Origin of the sequence: Pseudonocardia autotrophica, assembly GCF_003945385.1 — a bacterium.
Lineage (GTDB): Bacteria > Actinomycetota > Actinomycetes > Mycobacteriales > Pseudonocardiaceae > Pseudonocardia > Pseudonocardia autotrophica.
Genome location: NZ_AP018920.1, coordinates 1,728,778 through 1,748,943, shown reverse-complemented (window position 1 = coordinate 1,748,943; position 20,166 = coordinate 1,728,778). Strand labels below are relative to the sequence as shown.

General features: G+C 74.0%; 18 protein-coding genes. 11 read left to right on the top strand and 7 right to left on the bottom strand.

Features of this window, described 5'->3' with window-relative positions; genetic code table 11:
• Positions 1-9 precede the first annotated feature (9 nt).
• From Pdca_RS08465 to Pdca_RS08445, 5 genes are all read left to right on the top strand, one after another.
• The gene (locus Pdca_RS08465) at positions 10-318 is read left to right on the top strand and encodes a hypothetical protein (RefSeq protein ID WP_085913755.1); all 309 of its coding nucleotides are present in this window, start codon (positions 10-12) and stop codon (positions 316-318) included.
• Between the two features lie 170 nt (positions 319-488).
• On the top strand, positions 489-1,088 hold the full coding sequence (locus Pdca_RS08460) for a DinB family protein (protein ID WP_085913756.1): 600 nt from the start codon (positions 489-491) through the stop codon (positions 1,086-1,088).
• Positions 1,089-1,091: 3 nt separating this feature from the next.
• Complete coding sequence (locus tag Pdca_RS08455; RefSeq protein WP_197719955.1) at positions 1,092-1,646, top strand: DinB family protein; 555 nt, start codon at positions 1,092-1,094, stop codon at positions 1,644-1,646.
• A 68-nt stretch (positions 1,647-1,714) separates the two neighbouring features.
• Entirely contained in the window at positions 1,715-2,659 is a 945-nt protein-coding gene (locus tag Pdca_RS08450; RefSeq protein ID WP_232021468.1) for a pyridoxal-phosphate dependent enzyme, read from the top strand.
• Positions 2,660-2,741: 82 nt separating this feature from the next.
• Positions 2,742-3,950 (top strand): flavin-containing monooxygenase, encoded by a 1,209-nt coding sequence (locus Pdca_RS08445; protein WP_307724063.1) that lies wholly within the window; start codon positions 2,742-2,744, stop codon positions 3,948-3,950.
• 79 nt (positions 3,951-4,029) lie between these two features.
• On the opposite strand, the gene Pdca_RS08440 is transcribed toward Pdca_RS08445, so the two are convergent.
• The 3 genes from Pdca_RS08440 to Pdca_RS08430 form a co-directional block, all read right to left on the bottom strand.
• Positions 4,030-4,512 carry a DUF2127 domain-containing protein gene (locus Pdca_RS08440; protein ID WP_085913757.1) on the bottom strand — a complete coding sequence of 161 codons (483 nt, stop codon included), beginning with the start codon at positions 4,510-4,512 and terminating at the stop codon, positions 4,030-4,032.
• Between the two features lie 104 nt (positions 4,513-4,616).
• A complete protein-coding gene (gene gndA / locus Pdca_RS08435) occupies positions 4,617-6,053 on the bottom strand; it encodes an NADP-dependent phosphogluconate dehydrogenase (protein WP_085913758.1) in 1,437 nt (478 codons plus the stop codon).
• Positions 6,054-6,173: 120 nt separating this feature from the next.
• Positions 6,174-7,049, bottom strand: coding sequence for an alpha/beta fold hydrolase (locus Pdca_RS08430; RefSeq protein ID WP_085913759.1), 876 nt, complete (start codon positions 7,047-7,049; stop codon positions 6,174-6,176).
• A 148-nt stretch (positions 7,050-7,197) separates the two neighbouring features.
• On the opposite strand from Pdca_RS08430, the gene Pdca_RS08425 reads away from it, so the two are divergent.
• Positions 7,198-9,600, top strand: coding sequence for a UvrD-helicase domain-containing protein (locus tag Pdca_RS08425; protein WP_232021467.1), 2,403 nt, complete (start codon positions 7,198-7,200; stop codon positions 9,598-9,600).
• A gap of 18 nt (positions 9,601-9,618) precedes the next feature.
• Here Pdca_RS08425 and Pdca_RS08420 read toward each other — a convergent pair whose 3' ends face one another.
• The 4 genes from Pdca_RS08420 to Pdca_RS08405 form a co-directional block, all read right to left on the bottom strand.
• Complete coding sequence (locus Pdca_RS08420; protein ID WP_232021466.1) at positions 9,619-10,518, bottom strand: SCO1664 family protein; 900 nt, start codon at positions 10,516-10,518, stop codon at positions 9,619-9,621.
• A complete protein-coding gene (locus tag Pdca_RS08415) occupies positions 10,515-11,105 on the bottom strand; it encodes a DUF3090 domain-containing protein (protein ID WP_085913760.1) in 591 nt (196 codons plus the stop codon). Before Pdca_RS08415 ends, Pdca_RS08420 begins: the two co-directional genes overlap by 4 nt.
• A gap of 109 nt (positions 11,106-11,214) precedes the next feature.
• The gene (locus Pdca_RS08410; protein ID WP_085913761.1) at positions 11,215-11,931 is read right to left on the bottom strand and encodes a histidine phosphatase family protein; all 717 of its coding nucleotides are present in this window, start codon (positions 11,929-11,931) and stop codon (positions 11,215-11,217) included.
• 55 nt (positions 11,932-11,986) lie between these two features.
• The gene (locus Pdca_RS08405; RefSeq protein ID WP_085913762.1) at positions 11,987-12,808 is read right to left on the bottom strand and encodes an undecaprenyl-diphosphate phosphatase; all 822 of its coding nucleotides are present in this window, start codon (positions 12,806-12,808) and stop codon (positions 11,987-11,989) included.
• Between the two features lie 135 nt (positions 12,809-12,943).
• On the opposite strand from Pdca_RS08405, the gene Pdca_RS08400 reads away from it, so the two are divergent.
• The 5 genes from Pdca_RS08400 to Pdca_RS08380 all read left to right on the top strand — a co-directional run bounded on the left by Pdca_RS08400 (position 12,944) and on the right by Pdca_RS08380 (position 20,146).
• Positions 12,944-13,906, top strand: a complete 963-nt coding sequence (locus Pdca_RS08400; RefSeq protein WP_085913763.1) for an aldo/keto reductase — start codon at positions 12,944-12,946, stop codon at positions 13,904-13,906.
• 123 nt (positions 13,907-14,029) lie between these two features.
• A complete protein-coding gene (locus Pdca_RS37485; protein ID WP_085913764.1) occupies positions 14,030-14,320 on the top strand; it encodes a DUF5703 family protein in 291 nt (96 codons plus the stop codon).
• A 230-nt stretch (positions 14,321-14,550) separates the two neighbouring features.
• Positions 14,551-17,079: a glycosyltransferase family 2 protein gene (locus Pdca_RS36325; protein ID WP_197719954.1), complete on the top strand. Its 2,529-nt coding sequence runs from the start codon at positions 14,551-14,553 to the stop codon at positions 17,077-17,079.
• Complete coding sequence (locus Pdca_RS08385; protein ID WP_085913765.1) at positions 17,076-17,813, top strand: hypothetical protein; 738 nt, start codon at positions 17,076-17,078, stop codon at positions 17,811-17,813. The genes Pdca_RS36325 and Pdca_RS08385 overlap by 4 nt, the downstream gene beginning before the upstream one ends.
• Positions 17,810-20,146, top strand: a complete 2,337-nt coding sequence (locus Pdca_RS08380) for a glycosyl hydrolase (protein WP_085913766.1) — start codon at positions 17,810-17,812, stop codon at positions 20,144-20,146. The genes Pdca_RS08385 and Pdca_RS08380 overlap by 4 nt, the downstream gene beginning before the upstream one ends.
• The last annotated feature ends 20 nt before the right edge of the window (positions 20,147-20,166 follow it).

Below are 20,166 nucleotides of genomic sequence, written 5' to 3'. Positions count from 1 at the left end.
GACACGCGGGTGGGCGGATCCGAACCCGAGCGGACCCCGGACGGCCGGTACGTCGTCGTCCGGGGCCGCCGGTGGCGGGCCGCCGACCCGATGCTGCCCGACGACGTGCGGGCGGAGCTGCAACAGCACCTCGGGACGGCCCGCGCCGAGGTGGGGGCCGGGAAGCGGACCGGGGACGAGGACCGCGTCGCCGCCGCCCGGGAACGGGTCGGCGCCGCCAAGCACGGCCTCGGGGAGCGCGGGACGCCGTGGTGGGAGCTGGCCGAGGCCGCCCGCCGCGCCCGCTGGGAGGACGCCCTGCGCACGCTGCGGCGGTGACCGTCGCCCCCGGAGAATCTGCGCGGTCGGTGAATCCGACGCACCCGGAGAATCTGCGGATCCCGTCTCCGATCGAGGACCGGAGTTGTCCGCATCGGTTCGTAACGTCGTTCTCGTCGGACCGGGGAGGAACCCCGCCGGCACCCGACGACCGAGAGGCGACCCCGATCATGAACGCCATTGCCGAGACCACCGCGAAGCAGGCACCGGCCGGTGAACGCGCCGAGCTGATCGCCACCCTGGAGCGGCACCGCGGGTTCCTGCTGCAGACCGCGCAGGACCTCACCGATGAGCAGGCCCGCACCGCGAGCACCGTCAGCGCGCTGACGATCGCCTCGCTGCTCAAGCACGTCGCGGACGCCGAGGAGGAGTGGTTCCGGTTCGCCGTGGAGGGCGCGCGGGCGTTCGGCTCCGAGCACGGGGTCTACGGCGACGACATCGACTGGGATGCGGTCGACGCCGAGGCCGCGACGAACGACGGCGACTGGGCCGAGACGGAGTGGACCGACACCCGGTTCGTGCTCGCCGAGCACGAGACCCTGGAGTACCTGCGGGCCCGGATCGAGCAGGTCGCCGCCCGCACCGAGGAAGTCCTGCGCACCGCCGACCTGGACTCGGCGCACCCGCTGCCGGTGGCACCGTGGTTCGAGCCGGGCGTCAGCTGGTCGGTGCGCCGGGTCGCGATCCACATGCTCGCCGAGATCAGCCAGCACGCCGGCCACGCGGACATCATCCGCGAGGCGATCGACGGCCGGAAGACGATGGGCTGAGCGATGAGCACCGCAGACTCCATGTCCGAGGTGTTCGCCGCCGTCCCCGCCGGTCTCGACGGCGAGCGCCGCACCCTGCTCGAGACCCTCGCCAAACACCGGATGCTGCTGCGGCACACGGTCGCCGAGCTGTCCGACACCGACGCCCGGCGCCGCCCGACGGCGAGCGCGCTGACCCTGGCCGGGCTCCTCAAGCACGTCGAGGGCGTCGAACGGGGCTGGGTGGACTTCATCCTGACCGGTGTCGTCGCGGGCGCCGACGAGTGGGAGCAGGCCGCCGAGTCGGGGGCCGAACGCGACGACTTCGCACTCGACGACGCCGACACCCTGGCCGCCCTGCTGGACCGCTACACCGCGACCGCGGCACGCACCGACGAGCTGGTCGGCACCGTCGACCTGGACCTCTCGCATCCGCTGCCGCCCGCGCCGTGGTTCCCGGAGGAGATGCACTGGAGCGCCCGGCAGGTGTTCGCCCACATCATCGGGGAGACCGCCCAGCACAGCGGGCACGCCGACATCATCCGGGAGACGATCGACGGCCGGCGGACGATGGGCTGAGGATCGGCGGGCTGAGGATCGGCGGGCTGAAGGCCGGTGGGCCGGGCCCGGTCACTACCGTCGCGGCCATGGCCGACCTGGTGACCCTCGACGACATCGAGACGGCGGCGGCGCGGATCGCCGGGGGCGTGGTGCGCACCCCGACCGTCCACTCCCCCGGGCTCGCGGCGCGGCTCGGCGCCCCGGTCCTGCTGAAGCTGGAGCAGTTGCAGCGCAGCGGGTCCTTCAAGCCGCGCGGGGTGCTCGCGAAGCTCGCCACGCTCTCCGACGACGAGCGGGCCGCCGGGCTGGTCGCCGTCTCCGGCGGGAACCACGGCCTCGCCGTCGCCGACGTGGCGGGTGCGGCCGGGATCGCCGCGGTCGTCGTCATGCCGGAGAACGCGCCCGCCCGCTCGGTGTCCGCGGCTCGGGCGGCCGGCGCGGACGTCCGGCTCACCCCGGACATCCCCGCCGCGTTCGCGCTGGCCGCCGAGCTGCAGGCGGCCGGGATGACGCTTGTGCACCCGTTCGACGACCCGGTGACACTCGCCGCGCAGGGCACCGTCGGGCTGGAGCTGGCCCGCGACGCGATCGCCCTCGGCGAGCCCCCCACCGACGTGCTGGTCTCGGTCGGTGGCGGGGCGCTGCTGTCCGGGGTCGCGGTGGCGGTGCGGGCGCTGCTACCCGGCACCCGGGTGTGGGGTGTGGAGACCGTCGGCGCGGAGGCGATGTCCGCGGCGCTGGCCGCCGGTGGCCCGACCCCGGTGACGATCACCTCGGCGGTCACCACGCTGTCCGCGCCCTCGGCGTCGCAGCTGACCTACGACCACGTCCGCGAGCTGGTGCACAACGTGCTGGTGGTACCGGACGCCGACGCCGCGCGGGGCTCGGTCGAGCTCGCCGAGCACGCCGGGATCTGGGCCGAGCCGGCAGCGGGATGCCTGGTCCCCGCGGCCCGGACGATCCTGGAATCGCACCCCGGCGCCCACCTCGCCCTGGTGATCTGCGGCCGCAACGCCGACGTGCCCGGCTGAGCGCCCGGCGCCACGACGGTCGCTCACCGGGATGAGTCCGGCGGGCCCCGGCGTTGCGCCGGATGTGTGGCGGGGATCGGTGGTGGTGATCGGTGCGGGGCAGGCCGGGCTGTCCGCGGCGGCCGGGCTGCGCCGGGGCGGGCTGGTGCCCGGCAGGGACATGGTGGTACTCGACGGCGAGGACGGCCCTGGTGGCGCCTGGCGGCACCGCTGGCCGACCCTGGTGATGCGCACCGTGAACGGCATCCACGACCTGGCGGGCGTCCGATCCGGGTTCGACGAGCCCGGAGCCGATCCGGACCGCCCGGCCCGCGACGCCGTGCCGGACTACTTCGCGGAGATCGAGCGGACGTTCGACCTGCAGGTGATCCGCCCCGTTCGGGTGCACGCCGTGCGGGACGCAGCGCCGGGCGGGGCACGACACGCCGGGCGGGACGCAGCATCGGGCAGGGCGCCGGACGCCGGGCGGGACGCAGCACCGGGCAGGGCGCCGGACGCCGGACGAGGCGCAGCCCCGGACACCGCGCCGGACGACGCGGCATCCGGCGACCGGACCGGTCCCCTGCTCGTCGAGACCGACCGCGGGACCTGGACCGCGGACCGGGTGGTCAACGCGACCGGCACCTGGAGCAGGCCGTTCGTGCCGGCCTACCCGGGGGCCGCGTCGTTCCGCGGGCGCAGCCTGCACGCCCGCGACTACCCGGGCCCCTCGGAGCTGGCCGGCCTGCGGGTGCTGGTCGTCGGCGGTGGCATCACCGCGGTGCAGCTGCTGCTGGAGATCGCCCCGTATGCCGCCGCGACGACCTGGGTGACCCGGCGCGAACCGGTGTGGAACGACGGCCCGTTCGACGCCGAGCGCGGCCGGGCCGCGGTGGCGCTGGTCGAGGAGCGGGTTCGGGCCGGCCTGCCGCCACGCAGCGTCGTCGGGGTGACCGGGCTCGGTCTGACCCCGCAGGTGCGCGCCGGCATCGCGAGCGGGGTGCTGCGGCGGCGGCCGATGTTCACCGCGCTCACCCCGGAGGGGGCGCGCTGGGCCGACGGGACCACCGAGCCCGCCGACGTCGTCCTGTGGGCGACCGGCTGGCGTCCGGCGCTGGGCCATCTCGCACCGTTGCAGCTGCGCGGCCCCGGCGGCGGGATCGTGATGGGCGAGCCGCTGGACACCGGCGTCGTCGCGGACCCGCGGGTGCATCTGGTCGGCTACGGGCCCTCGGCCAGCACGATCGGCGCGGACCGGGCCGGGCGCGCGGCGGCGCGGGCGGTGCTGCGCGGGCTGCCGCTCGCGGCCTGATCCGGCGCGGCCCGTCCCGCCGGCCGCTCGGGGCGCCGCTCACCGGGAGGACCTGCGCCCCGGCGTCCCGGCGCGCCGTTCACCCCGCGCGTTCCCGGCGCAACAGCCGGTACTCCCGCACCACCAGCACGATGATCGCGATGTCCAGCAGCGCGAGCACCGGCAGCAGCACCGAGCCGGTGTGCCAGGCGTGCACCAGCTCGTAGACCACGAACAGTCCCAGCACCACGACGGCCGGCGGATAGGCCGGTAGCCACCGGCGCAGCAGCGCCCACACCAGCGCCAGCTTGATCACGCCGTGCAGCGCCAGGTAGACGACGACGAACGTCCGGCCGCCGCCGGTGACGTCGTCGACGGCCCCGGTGAGGTGCCGGGCGAGCGGCGCGTCCGGCGGGCCCAGCAGGTCCCGGGCCAGCACCTGGGCGACCACCCGGTGCATCCAGTCCCCGGAGACCAGCAGCAACGCGATCGCACCGAGCAGCTCAGCCGCCCCGTCCACACCCTTGACCAGCATCGCGATCCGGAACAACCGCTCGGTCCGCCGTACCGACGGTTGCGCCATGCCACGAGACTAACCGGCGCCCCGGCCCGACGGGCACCCGCGGGACGCGCCGCGGACGGCGCGCCGGGCGGGGGCCCGTCGGACAGGGCTGTCGGGTGTCCGGGTCAGTCGGTGCGGACCTCCGCGCCGTCCTGGCTCCACCGGGTGTGGAACGCGCCGTCGCCGTCGATCCGGTGGTAGGTGTGCGCACCGAAGTAGTCGCGCAGCCCCTGGATCAGGTTGGCCGGGCCGCGCTCACGGCGGTAGCCGTCGTAGTAGCTCAGGCTCGACGAGAACGCCGGGATCGCGACGCCGTGCTCGGTCGCCGTCACCACCACCCGTCGCCACGCGTCCTGGGCGTTCCCGACGGCCTCGGTGAAGTACGGGACCATCAGCAGGTTGTCGAGATCGGGGTGCGACTCGTAGGCCTCGGTGATCCGGTTCAGGAACTGGGCACGGATGATGCAGCCGCCGCGCCAGATCCGGGCCATCGCGCCGAGATCGAGATCCCAGCCGTTGGCCTGCGAGGCGGCGCGCATCTGCGCGAACCCCTGCGCGTAGGCGACCACCTTGGACGCGTACAGCGCCTGCCGGACGTCCTCCACCAGCCGGTCGACGTCGGTGGCCGGCTTCGGCGCCGGCCCGGCCAGCGTCGTCGACGCGGCCCGGCGCTCGTCGCGCAGCGCGGACAGCGTCCGGGCGAACACGGCCTCGGTGATCCCGGTCAGCGGGACGCCGAGATCGAGCGCGTCGATGGCCGTCCAGCGCCCGGTGCCCTTCTGCTCGGCCTGGTCGGTGATCACGTCGACCAGCGGCCCGCCGGTCCGCTCGTCGGTCTTGGCCAGCACGATGCCGGTGATCTCGATCAGGAACGACTCGAGGTCGCCGGTGTTCCACTGCTCGAAGATCGTCCCGATCTCCGGGGCGGACAGTCCGCCGACGTGCGCCAGCAGGTCGTAGGCCTCCGCGATGAGCTGGATGTCGGCGTACTCGATGCCGTTGTGCACCATCTTCACGTAGTGCCCGGCGCCGCCCGGCCCGACGTGCGCGCAGCACGGGGTGCCGTCGATGTTCGCCGCGATCGCGGTCAGCACGTCGGCGATCTCGCCGTAGGCGGCCGGGTCCCCGCCGGGCATGATGCTCGGCCCGTTGAGCGCACCCTCCTCACCGCCGGACACCCCGATGCCCATGAACCGCAGACCCAGCTCCGCGCAGTGCGCGGTACGCCGGTCGGTGTCCGGGAAGTGCGAGTTCCCGGCGTCGACGATGATGTCGCCCTGGTCGAGCAGCGGCGCCAGCTCGTCGATCACGGCGTCGACCGGCTTGCCCGCCTTCACCATGACGACGATCGTGCGGGGCACCTGGAGCGCGTCGACGAAGTCCTGCAGCGACTCGGCGCCGGTGAAGGCGCCCTCGTGGCCGTAATCCTCGATGAACTGGTTGGTCTTCGCGGTGGTGCGGTTGTGCACCGCCACCGTGAAGCCACGGCGAGCCATGTTGCGGGCGAGGTTCGCCCCCATGACCGCCAGCCCGGTGACCCCGATCCGGCTCTTCTCCGCCATCCGTGCTCCTCCGTCTCGCCGTGCGCGGCCCGAAGCCGCGGCGTTCGTCCGGTCCTATCCTCTACCGTCGCGACGCATGTGGACTGTCCGATGTCCGCTCGGTCACCCGAGCGGCCCGGCTCAGCGCAGGAAGTCGAGCAAGAGCTCACTGGTCCGCTCGGGGGCCTCCGCCGGGATCCAGTGTCCCGCCCCCTCGACTCGCTCGTACCGGAAGTCCTCTGTGAACTCCGCGGAACGCCGCATCTGGCTCTCGGTCAGCGCCATGTCCCGATCGCTCCAGACCCCGAGCACCGGGACCCGGACCGGTGGCAGCCGCAACGGCTCCGTGGGCACGAACATAGCCGGGTCGATGTTGGCGCGGTACCAGTTGAGTGAAGCGGTGAGCGCGCCCGGCCGGGACAGGTCGGCGATCTGCTGCGCAGGCAACGGATGCCCGGCCGGGAACGATCCGTGCGCCCACGACCGCAGGAACGCCCAGTCGTCCGCGGGCAGGACCTCCTCGGCGACGCCGGGGAACTGGAACCAGAGCATGTACCAGGACTTGGCCTTCTGGACGAGCCCTTCGGAGGCGAACGCGGCCGGATGGCCGACCGAGAACGCGGCGTAGCGGGTGACCCGCGGCGAGCGCAGCGTGATCGCCCAGCCGAGCGAGGAGCCCCAGTCGTGCCCGGCGAGCGCGAAGTCGCCGACGCCGAGCGCGTCGGCCACCCCCAGCACGTCGGCCGCGGCGAGCCCGATGCGGTAGTTCTCGGCACCCTCCGGGCGATCGGAGTCGCCGAACCCGCGCAGGTCGGGGGCGATCACCCGGTAACCGGCAGCGGCCAGGGCCCCGATCTGGTGGGCCCACAGCGTCGCCCGGTCCGGCCAGCCGTGCAGCAGCACGACGGGTGGACCGGATCCGCCGGTGTCCAGGACGGAGAGCGTGGTCCCCGACGGCGTGGTGTCGGAGACGGTGATCCGCTGCGATTCCGGCAGGGCGGGATGGGCTGTGGCCATGACCGCAGACGCTAACCCGGATCCGGGACGTACCGGACCCGCGCAGGCGAACAGCGCAGAGAGCGGCGGTGAGCAGAAAGCAGTGGTCAATAAAAAGCAGTGGCCGGCAGAACGCGCCGGAGCGCATCGGGATGCGCTACCCTGTGGAGTGCCTTCAGAGAGCAAAGCCACAGCGGTACACCTCAATTGTAGCACGGCCGACAAGCCCGGAACCAGCCCCCGGTTCGACGAGGAACTCGCCGCCGAGACCACCCGGCTCCGGTGGCTGCACGGCCTGCTCACCGGCGAACTCGCCGCGGTCGACGGCCGCGCCGCGACGGCCCGGGCCACCCCGGCAGGCGAGGAGCTCAGCGCCCGCTGGGAGCGCGACGTCTCCGAGTTCCGCTGGTCGGAACGAGCCGGCGCGCTGCGGGCCGCGCGGGCCGGACTGTGCTTCGGCCGGCTCGATCAGCGCGAGGGCGCTCCGACCTACGTCGGGCGGATCGGGCTGACCGACCCGGCCGACGGCGAGAGCGCGCTGATCGACTGGCGGGCACCGGCCGCCCGTCCGTTCTACTGCGCCACCCCGGTCACCCCGCTCGGCGTGACCCGGCGCAGGCACTTCCGGCTGGCCGGCACCGCCCCCGACGAGCGGGTCGCGACCTTCCACGACGACGTGCTCGACGGCGAGCTCGCCGATGACACCGAGGCCGCGTCCGATCCGGCGCTGCTGGCCGCGCTGAAGGCACCGCGCGGATCGACGATGCGCGACATCGTCACCACCATCCAGGCCGAGCAGGACGACATCATCCGGCTGCCGCTGGCCGGCACCGTCGTGATCGAGGGTGGTCCGGGCACCGGTAAGACCGCGGTCGCGCTGCACCGGGTCGCCTACCTGCTCTACACCCACCGGGACCGGCTGGCCCGCAGCGGCGTGCTCGTCGTCGGTCCCAGCGCCGGGTTCATCCGCTACGTCGGCGGGGTGCTGCCCGCGCTGGGCGAGTCGGCCGTCGTGTTCACCACGCCGGGGCGATTGGCGCACGGGGTCGTCGCGACCGCGGCCGACCCGCCGGAGGTCGCCCGCCGCAAGGGCGACCTGACGATGATCGAGGCGCTCCGCCGGGCCGTCGCCGACCGGCAGGAGCTGCCCGCGGAGACGATCCGGATCGAGCTGGAGGACGTGACGCTCGAGCTCGACCGGGCGACGGCGCGGGAGGCCCGCCGGCGTGCCCGGGCGACCGGGCAGCAGCACAACGCCGCCCGGTCGACGTTCCGGGACACCCTCGGCAGGCTGCTCGTCGACCAGGGGCTGGAACGCCTGGACACCCGGCTGGAGGACCCGCCGGAGCTGGCCGAGCTGCTGGCCGGGCTGAACCTGCCCGAGATCGAGCCGGCCGGCGCCGCCGAGGTGTCCGCCGAGCTGCGTCACGAGCTGCGCGAGGAGCTGCGCGCGGCGCCGGAGTTCCACGAAGCCGTCGAGGCGCTCTGGCCGCTGCTGACCCCGCAGCGGGCGCTCGCCGACCTCTTCGGTTCACTCGACCGGCTCGCCGCCGCGAGCGGCGGGCCGGACCACGCCCCGGGCGGCAGCACCGACCCCGGCTCTGTCGACGGCTCGGTCGACGGCTCTGTCGACGGCTCGGTCGAGAGCACCGACCTGTCCGTGCTGTACCGCGCGCCGGGATCGCCCTGGACGGTCGCCGACGCCCCGCTGCTCGACGAGCTCGACGAGCTGCTCGGCCCGCTCCCCGCCGATGCCGCGGCAGCGAAGAGCAGCATCGCCGAGCCGGACGCGCGCTACGCCGAGGGGGTGCTGACCGTCCTCACCTCCGCCGACCGGGACCTGGCCGGCGAGGACGCCGACGAGCTGCGGGCCTCCGACTTCGTCACCGCCGAGCAGCTCGCCGCCCGGCACGTCCCGGGGGTCCCGCTGACGGTCGCCGAGCGGGCCGCCGGCGACCGCGACTGGCGCTACGGGCACCTGGTCGTCGACGAGGCGCAGGAGCTGTCCGCGATGGACTGGCACGTGCTGCTGCGGCGCTGCCCGTCCCGGTCGATCACCGCGGTCGGCGATCTCGCCCAGCGCAGCGCCCCGGCCGGCGCCCGGAGCTGGGCCGACGTGCTCGGCCCGCACCTCGCGCAGCGCTGGACGCACCGCTCGCTCACGGTGAACTACCGGACTCCCGCCGAGATCATGGTCCCGGCCGCCGCCGTGCTGGCGACCTACGCGCCGGAGCACCGGCCGCCGGACTCGGTGCGCGAGACCGGTGAGCAGCCGTGGGAGCGGACGGTGCCGCCGGCGGAGCTGTCCGCCGTGCTGTCCGCCGTGCTGGACGCCGAGCGCAGCCGGCTCGACGGCGGGACCCTCGCGGTGATCGTCCCGGAGGACGCCGATCCGCTGCCCGCCGCAGTCGCCGGGGTGGCGGTGCACACGCCGTCGTCGTCGAAGGGACTGGAGTTCGACTCGGTCCTGATCGTCGATCCGGGCCGGATCCGGGAACGCGAGCCTGCCGATCTCTACGTGTCGATGACCCGGGCCACCCGACGGCTCGGGCAGCTGCACCTCACGTCGTGAGCCGCCCGGGGCCGGGCCTCAGAAGGCCGGCCAGGGGATGGCGGGCCCGAACCCGTCCGGCCCCGGGAACCGCGGCTCGGCGAGCAGGTGGTCGATCCGCGAGCGCAGCGCGGCGACCTCGCGGCGGGTGACGTGCTCGCCGAGTGTGTCGGCGAAGTCCCCGGCGAGCTTGGCGCGCAGCTCCTTCAGCGCGGCGGTGTGCTCCTCGCCGAGCTCGTCGCCGATCCAGCCCCACAGCACCGTCCGCAGCTTCGGCTCGCTGTGCAGGGTGAGGCCGTGGTCGACGCCGTAGACGCCGCCGTCCCCGCCGAGGATCACGTGGCCGCCCTTGCGGTCGGCGTTGTTGACCACGACGTCGAACAGGGCCATCGCCCGCAGCTGCGGATGGTCGGCGTGTACCAGGACGATCGGGTCACCGGCGCCGTCGCGGGCCCGCAGCACCGGCAGCCAGCCGTCCCGGACGTCGTCGGGCTCGCAGAGCTCGACCAGCGACTCGGCGGCGAGCTGGATCGTCTCCTCGTCGATCTCGGCGCCGAACCCGCTGCCGGGTTCATCGGCGTCGGCGCCACCGGTGAGCGCGCTCTCGTCGCCGGAGGAGACCCAGGCCTGCACCATCCCCGGCCCGAACGGCGCCTCCTCGCGCAGCACCGTCGGCGGTACGACCCGCAGCCCGGACTCCTCCGCCACCAGGTAGGCGCCGACTTCCCGGCCGGCCAGTGTGCCGTCCGGGAAGTCCCAGAGCGGGCGCTCGCCGCGGACCGGCTTGTAGACACAGCGCAGCTCGATCCCGTCGAGGGCCGCGGTGCCGAACAGGGTGGCGTTGGAGGCGTCGACCAGCCGGCCGGTGATCTCGATACGACCGCGGGTCAGGACCTCGATGACGGCCGGGTCGCGCAGGTCGGGGGCCCGGCCGCTCACTCGGTCTCGGCCACGGGGTTGCGGTCGTGGTAGCCGTTGAGCCGGACGCAGACGTGCCCCTCGGGATCGAGCGGCTCGGCGCACAGCGGGCACGGCGCCCGGCCCGCGGACACGACCTTCTCCGCGCGGTCGGCGAACGCCTTCGCCTCGTCCGGCGAGAGGAACACCCGCAGCGCGTCCGGGCCCTCCTCGGTGTCGTCGAGCACGACCGACTCGTCGATCTCCTCCTCGGTCACCGCGAGCAGTTCGACGACGATCGAGCTGGAGTCGGCGTCCCAGCCCAGGCCCATCGTGCCGACCCGGAACTCCTCCTCCAGCGGCACGGCCAGCGGATCGGTGTCCGACCGCGGCGACGCGGCGGCGTCGGCGCTCTCCCGGAGGTTCTCCTCGCCGAACCGCTTCGCCACCTCGCCGAGCAGCGCGGTGATCCGCTCCGCCAGCACGGTGACCTGCTGTTTCTCCAGCAGCACGCTGATCGTCCGGGAGCTCTCGATCGCCTGCAGGTAGAAGGCCCGATCGCCGGGCTCGCCAACGGTCCCGGCCACGAAGCGGTCGGGGCGGCGGAAGACGTGGATGACGCGTGCCATGACCCTTGCCAGGGTAGGCGACACCGGGGCCGGGGGCATCCCCGCCACCCCGCGGAGTCGCCGCGACCTGCGCCGATCCGCCGGATGCGCGAGCTGGATCACTCCGGCCTCACGCGTTCGTGGAGCCTCCGACGACGGCGTCCGACGTGGTCTCCGAGCCCTCGCCGCCCTGGCCGTCCTGCTCCTGCGGCGGCTTCGGGACCAGGCTCGCCACGTCACCGGACTGCTCGTTCATCCGGGCCACGAACGGCCGCAGCGAGGTGTATGTGATGACGCTCACCGAGCAGGTGTCGACGACGATCCGCTGGAAGTTGTCGAGGTGGCAGGCGAGCGCGTCGGCCAGCACCGCCTTGATCACGTCGCCGTGGCTGCAGGCCAGCACGATGGAGTGCTCCCCGTGCTCGGCCCGCACCCGGGCGACCTGCCTGCGGACCGCGGCGACCGAGCGGGCCTGCATCGCGGCCAGCGACTCACCGTCCGGGAAGCGGGCCGCCGAGGGGTGCGCCTGGACGACCTTCCACAGGTCCTCGGACACCAGCTCGGAGATCGGCCGCCCGGTCCACGAGCCGTAGTCGACCTCGGCCAGGTCGTCGTCGACGACCGGCTCCAGGCCGCGGGTGGCGGCCAGCGGCGCGACGGTCTGCCGGCAGCGGGTCAGCGGTGAGGTGACGATCGAGGCGATCGGGAGGGCCGCGAGCCGGTCGACGACGGCGTCGGCCTGCTCCCGGCCGCGGTCGTCGAGCTCGACGCCGGGGGTGCGTCCGGCGAGGACTCCGGCGGTGTTCGCCGTCGAACGCCCGTGCCGGAGCAGGATCAAAGTCGTCACGCCGTCCGAGGTTACGCGGACCGGTCCGGCAGGTCGGCCTGCAGCAGCCGGTCGGTCAGGTCGCGGAGATCGCCCCGATCGACAGCGCCGCCAGCAGCGCCACGCCCAGCGCGATCCGGTACGCGACGAACACGTAGACGGTGTTGTTCTGCACGAACCGCAGCAGCCAGGCGATCACCGCGTAGCCGACGACGAACGCGATCACCACGGCGACCAGCATCTGCAGGCCGGAGGGCCCGTCCGCGGCGAACACGTCGGGCAGCGTGAACAGCCCGGCCCCGAACACCGAGGGGATCGCCAGCAGGAACGAGTACCGCACGATCGCGGGGCGGGTCAGCCCGAGCGCCAGCCCGGCCGTGATCGTGCCGCCGGACCGGGACACCCCCGGGATCAGCGCCATCGCCTGGGCGAAACCGAGCGCGATGCCGTCCTTGACCGTGATCCGTTCGATCGGCTTGCTCTGCTTACCGAACCGCTCGGCCAGCCCGAGCAGCACGCCGAACACGATCAGCATCACCGCGACCAGCCACAGGCTCCGGGCGACCGTCTCGATCTGGGTCTTGAACAGCACGCCGAGCACCGCGATCGGGATCGACCCGATGATCACCAGCCAGGCCAGCCGGTAGTCGTCGGTCTGGCGGACCTCGGCGTCACGGAAGCCACGCAGCCAGGTGGTGAACAGATGCCAGATGTCCTTGGCGAAGTAGACGATCACCGCGACCTCCGTCCCGATCTGCGAGACGGCAGTGAAGGCGGCACCCGGATCGCGCCCGAAGAACACCTCCGACGCGATCCGCATGTGCCCGGAGGACGAGACGGGGAGGAACTCGGTCAGGCCCTGCACGAGGCCGAGGACGATCACCTCGAGCCAGCTCACGGGCGACCCCCGACGGGTGTTGCTGCCGGACGCAGAACCTGATCGATCACGGGCGGTCACCGTACTCGCGGAGACGGGGGTCACAGCGCGCGCCCTCGACGGTGTCGGACGGTCTCCCGCCTAGGCTCGTGAACCGTGCAACGCAGACCCGTGGGCTCCAGCGGCCTGGAGGTGTCCCGGATCGGCCTGGGCACGATGACCTGGGGCGAGGACACCTCACCGGCCGAGGCGGGCGAGCAGCTGGCGGCGTTCGTCGATGCCGGCGGCACGTTCGTCGAGACGGCCGACGACTACGGCGGCGGCGCCGCCCAGCAGGTGCTCGGCGGGCTGCTGCGCGGCACCGTCTCCCGCGACGACCTGGTGCTCGCCGGGCGGGGCTCCGCGATCGACGCCCCGGGCCGGGGTGGCACCGCGCGTGCCTCCCGGGCGGCGCTGCTGCGCTCGCTGGACGGCACGCTGCGCCGGCTCGGCGTCGACCACCTGGACCTGTGGCAGTTCCCGGGCTGGGACCCGCGGGTGCCGGTGGACGAGATGCTGTCGGCGGTGCAGGTCGCCGTGTACTCGGGCCGGGCGCGCTACGCCGGGCTGGTCGCGCCGCAGGGCTGGCAGCTCGCGACGGTCGCCGCGGGCGCCGGTGCCGGGCCGGACCCGGCGGTGAGCAGGCCGGTGTCCACCCAGGTCGAGTACTCGCTGCTGGCCCGCGAGCCGGAGGCCGAGCTGCTCCCCGCCGCGCGGCACCACGGGCTCGGGATCCTGGCCTGGGCGCCGCTCGGGCGCGGCGTGCTGACCGGGAAGTACACCGACGGCACCCCGGCCGACTCACGCGGCGCGAGCGCGCTGCTGGCCTCCTACGTCGAGGCCCGCCGTACCGAGCACTCGGCCCGGATCGTGCAGTCGGTGCTGACCGCAGCGGACGGGCTCGGCACCTCGCCGCTGGTGGTCGCGCTGACCTGGGTGCGGGACCGGCCGGGGGTGGCGACCGCGGTCGTCGGGGCGCGGGACGCGGCGCAGCTGCGGGCGTCGCTGGCCGCCGAGGACGTCACGTTGCCCGCCGAGATCCGGACCGCACTGGACGACGTGAGCGACCCCGTCCGCTAGTACCGCGGCGGTGGAACCCGGGCGCCGCGCGAGCCTATGGTGGGAGCCGTCGTCAGCACCCGCCGTTCATCCCGCGGGCACCGGGACGGCACACGGCGAGGCAGCGGGTCCAGGAGGGCACGGATGGCGGAGAGCGGGTCGGAGGAACTCGACGGGAATCGCCGGGGCGGGGGCCGGTCCACCGGCGTCCGCGACGGCGACAGCTGGACCGACGACCGCTACGAGTACCGCCCGGTCCGGATCGACGGCGACGTCACCCGGCTGACCGCATCGGTCCGGCTCGCCATCCAGGCCGAGTTCTCCGGCTGGGAGCTGGCCCGGCTGCGGCTCTACCCGGGCGGCGTCCGGAAGGTCGTGCTCCGACGCAGGCTCACCCACCGTGACATCGGACTGGTCCCCGAGCCGACGTTCTGAGGCGTTCCGCCCGGTAACAGTCACCCATCGCGGTGATCACGCTCCGCGTTAGCACCACACAGCGTGAGGTTTCCGACCTTGTGCCACGGTGGCGCCACTCGAAAGGATGAGGTCTGCGCCACTCGCCGCTCCCCGAATCCCGGCACCGGTGCTGACCGATCCGCTTCGCCCGGTGCCCAGGCCGAGGACGTCCAGGGCCTGCTCGCGACCCACCCCCGGAGTGCGTCCTCATGTCCGTCCGCCGTTCGCGGCCCGTCGCTCCCCCGTCACAACCCGTCGCCGCCCCGGGCGACGACCGCCGCCGTACCCGCAGCCAGGACGTCGCCGCATCGCCGTCGCTGATGGCGATCGTGCTGGTGGCCGCGCTGGGGGTGCTGGCCTACACGGTGTTCCTGTTCGACTTCTCGAACCGGGGCGACTGGCCGGCGTACACCCTGGTCCTGCTCGCCGAGTCGATCATCGTCCTGCAGGCGTTGCTGTCGTTGTGGACCATTCTGTCCAGCGGTTACGACCCGCGCGACTTCACCTTCAACGAGGCGCAGCGCAGGCTCTACGGCGGTGGTGACGGTGCCGACGGCGAGTCCACCCGGGCGATCGGCATCGGCCGGCGCACCGATCCACTGCACCTGAACGGCGTACCCGTCGGCGTCGACGTCTTCGTCACCACCTACGGCGAGGCGCTCGGCGACATCCGGCGGACCGTCACGGCCGCCGTCGCGATGGACGGCGAGCACACCGTCTACGTGCTCGACGACGGCAGGTCGGTGGCCGTCCGCGAGCTGGCCGCCGAGCTGGGTGCGGAGTACGTCGCGCGGGAGGACAACGCGCACGCCAAGGCCGGCAACATCAACCACGCGCTGTCGGTCACCGACGGCGAGCTGTTCGTCATCCTCGACGCCGACTTCGTCGCCCGCCGGGACTTCCTGTTCGAGACGGTGCCGTTCTTCGCCGATCCGACGGTCGCGTTCGTCCAGACGCCGCAGACCTACGGCAACCTGGGCGGGCTGATCTCGCGCGGCGCGGGCTACATGCAGACGGTGTTCTACAAGTTCACCCAGCCCGGGAAGAACAGGTTCAACGCCGCGTTCTGCGTCGGTACGAACGTCGTGTTCCGGCGGACCGCGGTGAACGAGATCGGCGGGATCTGGCAGGAGTCGAAGTCCGAGGACGTGTGGACGTCGATGAAGCTGCACGAACGCGGCTGGCGCTCGGTCTACATCGGGCTGGAGCTGGCCGTCGGGCACACCCCGGAGACCATCGAGACCTACACCAAGCAGCAGCTGCGCTGGGCCACCGGCGGGTTCGAGATCCTGCTGCGGGCCAACCCGATGGGACGCGGCCGCAATCTCACCCTCGACCAGCGGCTGCAGTATCTCGGCACGGCGACGTTCTATCTGGTCGGCATCGCCCCCGGACTGCTGCTGCTGGTGCCGCCGATGCAGATCTACTTCGGGATCACCCCGATCTCGCCGGACGTCCCGGTGCTCACCTGGGTGCTGTACTACGCGGGCTTCTACTTCATGCAGATCGCGGTCGCGCTGTTCACGATCGGCTCGTTCCGCTGGGAGACGCTGCTGCTGGCGTCGGCGTCGTTCCCGATCTACGTCAAGGCGTTCGTGAACGCGCTGCTGCGCCGGGACCAGGCGTGGAGCGTGACCGGCCGCAAGGGTGTCCGGAACTCGCCGTTCGCCTTCATCGGCCCGCAGCTGCTGGCGTTCGTGTTCCTGGCCGCGACGTCGGTGGTCGGGCTGTGGCAGGCGCAGCAGATCCGGACGTTCGATCTGGCGCTGTTCTGGAACCTGCTCAACACCGCCGTGCTCGGGGCGTTCGTGGCGACCGCGGTCCGGGAGTCGCGGCGGATCCGGGCCGAGGCCCGGGAGCTGGACCGGCTGCGCAGGCTCGGCCGGGAGCCGGTCGGTGAGCACGACCGCAAGGTGACGACGCCGGTGCTGCCCGCCCCGCGCATCCGCTCCGCCGTGGCCGGGGCGCCGGCCGCGCCGCTCGGCTCCCCGCCCGCGCGGCGGGAGGCCGCGCGCCCGGCGGCCGGTGGCCCGGTCACCGGAGCAGGCCGCCGGCCGGTGCCCGTCGCGGCCGCGCGGAGCGGGACGCAGGATCCGCGGCGCCCGGACCGGGCCCGCGCGCCGGTCACCGGGCCGCACCGGGCCGGCGGACCGCCGCACGAGTGGATCGCCGGGCCCCCGTCCGGCCCGGTGGAGCGGGCCCGCGGCGGTGCCCGGCCGGACCCGGCCCGCCCCGCAGGAGGGTCCCGTCGCCGGTCCGGGTCCGCTCCCGCCGGCCCCCGCCCGGTCGCGCCCGACTCGATCGCGGCACCCGCCTTCACCGGCGCTCCGGAGATGCCCCGGTCCCCCAGCGCGGCCACCGGCTCCGTCGGGGCACCGCACTCCCCCGCCTCGACCGGCGCTCCGGATGTGCCTCGCTCCCCCGCCGTATCCCGCCCCACGGGTTCACCGGGCGCCCCGGTCGCCGTGCCGCGGCAGCGCGACCTCGACGCCGGACGTCGGCAGCGCCGCGGCCCCGACCCCCAGCCCCGGCAGCACGGCCTCGACCCGGAGCCCCAGCAGCGCCGCCTCGACCCCGAGCCCCAGCAGCGCCGCCTCGACGTCGAACCACGGCCGCGCGATCCCTGCGCCCGTCCTGCCCCGGGTGCGGCGCGGGTTCCACTGCCCCGGGACGCCCCGAGCGGCCCGCACCCGCTGCCCACCCACGCCCCGGCCAGGCACGCGCGGAGCACCCGGTGAGCGCCGGACGCAGGCTGCGGCTCGGGCTCGGGATCACCGCGGTACTGCTGCTCGTCGCGGTCCTCACGATGACCCTCAACGCCCGCAACGGGATCGTCCGCGGCCACTCCGCGGCGCTCGCCGCCCAGAGCTACCCGGTCGGGACCGACTACTCCGGCACCGTCACCGAGCAGCTGGTCCAGGTCGGCGACGAGGTCGGCGTCGGGCAGCCGTTGTTCGAGGTGCAGAGCGCCACCCTGTCCCGTGACCTGCAACAGGGCCTGCTCGACCCGGACAGGGTGCCCTACGGCATCAAGGACGGCAGCACCCTCGTCGTCACCGCGACCGACCCCGGCCGGGTGGAGTCCGTCGGCTACGCGATCGGTGCGTTCGTCGCCGCCAACTCGGAGCTGGCCACGGTCCAGCGGGCCGGGTCGCTCTACATCGAGGCCGAGTTCATCCTGACCGCACCGGACTACGCCCGGCTGCCGCCGAACGCGACCGTCGACGTCGTGCTGCCGAACAACGAACGGATCACCGCACAGGCCGGACGGGTGCAGGTGAGCACCGAGGACGGTGAGGCCCGGACCGTCGTCCAGGCCCACAGCCCGGAGCTCGCGGACTCGACGGCCGACGGGCTGTTCGCCGTGGGGACCCCGGTGGAGGCGACCCTGCACCTGCGCAACGACAACCTGGTCACCCGGGCCTCGGCCTGGATCACCGATCTCACCGGATTCGGCGGGTTCACCTCATGAGCCGACACTCCGCGGACCGTCCGGACGCCTGGTCGGTCGACGTCCCCGACGCCGCCCCCGACGTGCCCGGCGCGCCCGGCGGACGACGGCGGCGCAGCGCCGACACCGTCCGACCGGCGGAACCGCCGTCCCTCCCGCACCCGCGTCCGGCACCGCCCGGCCGGCCGGCCCCGCCGGGCGCACCCACCACCCGGTCCGGCACGGACTCGCCGACGACGCCGGTACGCGCCGCCGTCGCGCGGCCGTCGTCGGCGCCGCACCGCCCGGCCGTACCGCAGCCCCGTCCCCCGGCGGGGCCGTCCGGCCGGACCCCGGCGGCACCGGCCGGTCGCCGGTCGCCGCTCCCCGGCCGTCGCCGCCGGTCGCGGTGGCCGTTCGTACTGCTCGCCGTCGCGGTCGTCACGGTCATCGCCGCCGTGGCCGTCGCGCGCCTGGTGCCGTCGGGCGCCGACGGCCCGGGCGGGATCACCGCCACCGATCCGGTGATCGCCGCGTCGGTCGCCGGGCTGCCGCAGCGTTCGGTCGGCGTCCCGCCGGTGATGCGATTGGCCGACGACCAGGTCCCGCCGACCAACCGCTGGTTCGCCGGGCTGGTGTTCCCCGACGAGCCGCAGCCGGTGTTCCCGCTGCCGCTGTCCGTCGCGGTCCGCGACGACGGCCTGTCGCTCGGCCTGCCGGAGGTCCGCGCCGACGGCGCGACGATCTTCGGTTCGCACACCCCGGCGCTGGACGTCCCGCTCGGGAGCAGCGACCTGCGCGTCGTCGACTACGACGACCTGACGGTCACCGTCGCGATGCTCGACGCGGGCGGTTCCGAGACCGGACGGCTGCTGCTCACGCGGGGCTCGCCGTTCGTCCGCTACACCGCGACGACCGGGCAGGACCTGACCGTCGGTCCACAACCGCTGGACGCGGACGGGACCGTCGTGATCCGGGACGGTCGCTACGGCGTCGTCACCGACGGGGAGCTGACCGGATCCGTGCTGACCCTGCCGGCCGGCGGATCGGCGACGTTCTACGCGGTCCCGCCGGACGGCGACCCGGCGGTGTTCGCCGACGCCGCCCGGGTCGCGGTGACCGGTGGCTCGGTGACCGAGGAGATCGCGGGCGACACGGTCCGCTCCACCCTGACCTACCGCACCGAGGGCGGAGACACCATCGCGGGAGCCATGCCGGGTGCGGACGCCGGGTGCGATCCGGTCGGCCGGTTCAGCACCGTCTACGGGCCGATGCCGGTGTGCCGGTCCTCGACGCTCACGGTCGGCGAACCGGTGCTGACGCCGTCCGGGACGCTGGACCTGTCCGGCGTCGACGACGCGGGCCGGGCCGAGCTCAGCGCGCTGGTCGAGCGGGACGTCGCGGAGCTGACCCTCGACGCCGCCGACACCTACTTCGGTGGGAAGCAGCTGGTGCGGGCCGCGACGCTGATGCGGCTGGCGTCCGATCTGGGCATGGAACCGACCGCGCAGCGGGTGCGCGACCAGCTCGTCCCGCTGCTGGAACGGTGGGCCGATCCCGCCGGGTGCGCCGCTCGGAGCACGCACTGCTTCGTCTACGACCCGGTGATCCGCGGGATGGTCGGGTTGGAGGCCTCGTTCGGCTCCGAGGAGTTCAACGACCACCAGTTCCACTACGGCTACTTCCTCTACGCCGCCGCGCTGCTGGGCCGGGACGACCCGGAGCTCGTCGAGCGCATCGGCCCGGTCGTCGATCTGCTGGCCGCCGACGTCGGCAGCCCGGCGCGGACACCCCAGTTCCCCGAGTACCGGGCGTTCGACGCGTTCGCCGGGCACTCCTGGGCGTCCGGGTTCAGCCCGTTCGGCGACGGCAACAACCAGGAGTCCAGCTCGGAGTCGGTCTCGGCGTACAACGGTCTGGCACTGTGGTCGGAGCTGCGCGGGAACACCGCGCAGCGGGACCGGGCGGTGGCGATGCTGTCCCGGGAGGCCGCCGCGGCGATGCGGCACTGGGTGGAACCGGACCTCACGGCCTTCCCGGAGTTCACGCACAGCGTGATCGGGATCAACTGGGGTGGCAAGCGGGACCACGCGACGTGGTTCTCCGCCGAGCCGTCGGCGATCCTGGCGATCCAGCTGATCCCGATGTCACCGGTCGCGGAGTATCTGCGCGGCGAGCCGGAACGGATCCGGCAGAACGTCGCCGCCGCCACGCCTGCCGGGTTCGACGTGCCCTACGCCGACTCGATCCTGATGTATCTCGCGCTGGCCGATCCGGAGGCCGCAGCCACCGCGGCGCGGGCACTGCCCGACGAGCGGATCGACGACGGCAACTCCCGCTCGTACCTGACGGCCTGGATCCTGGCGCAGCGCTGATCCCGGAGGCCCTGCTCCGT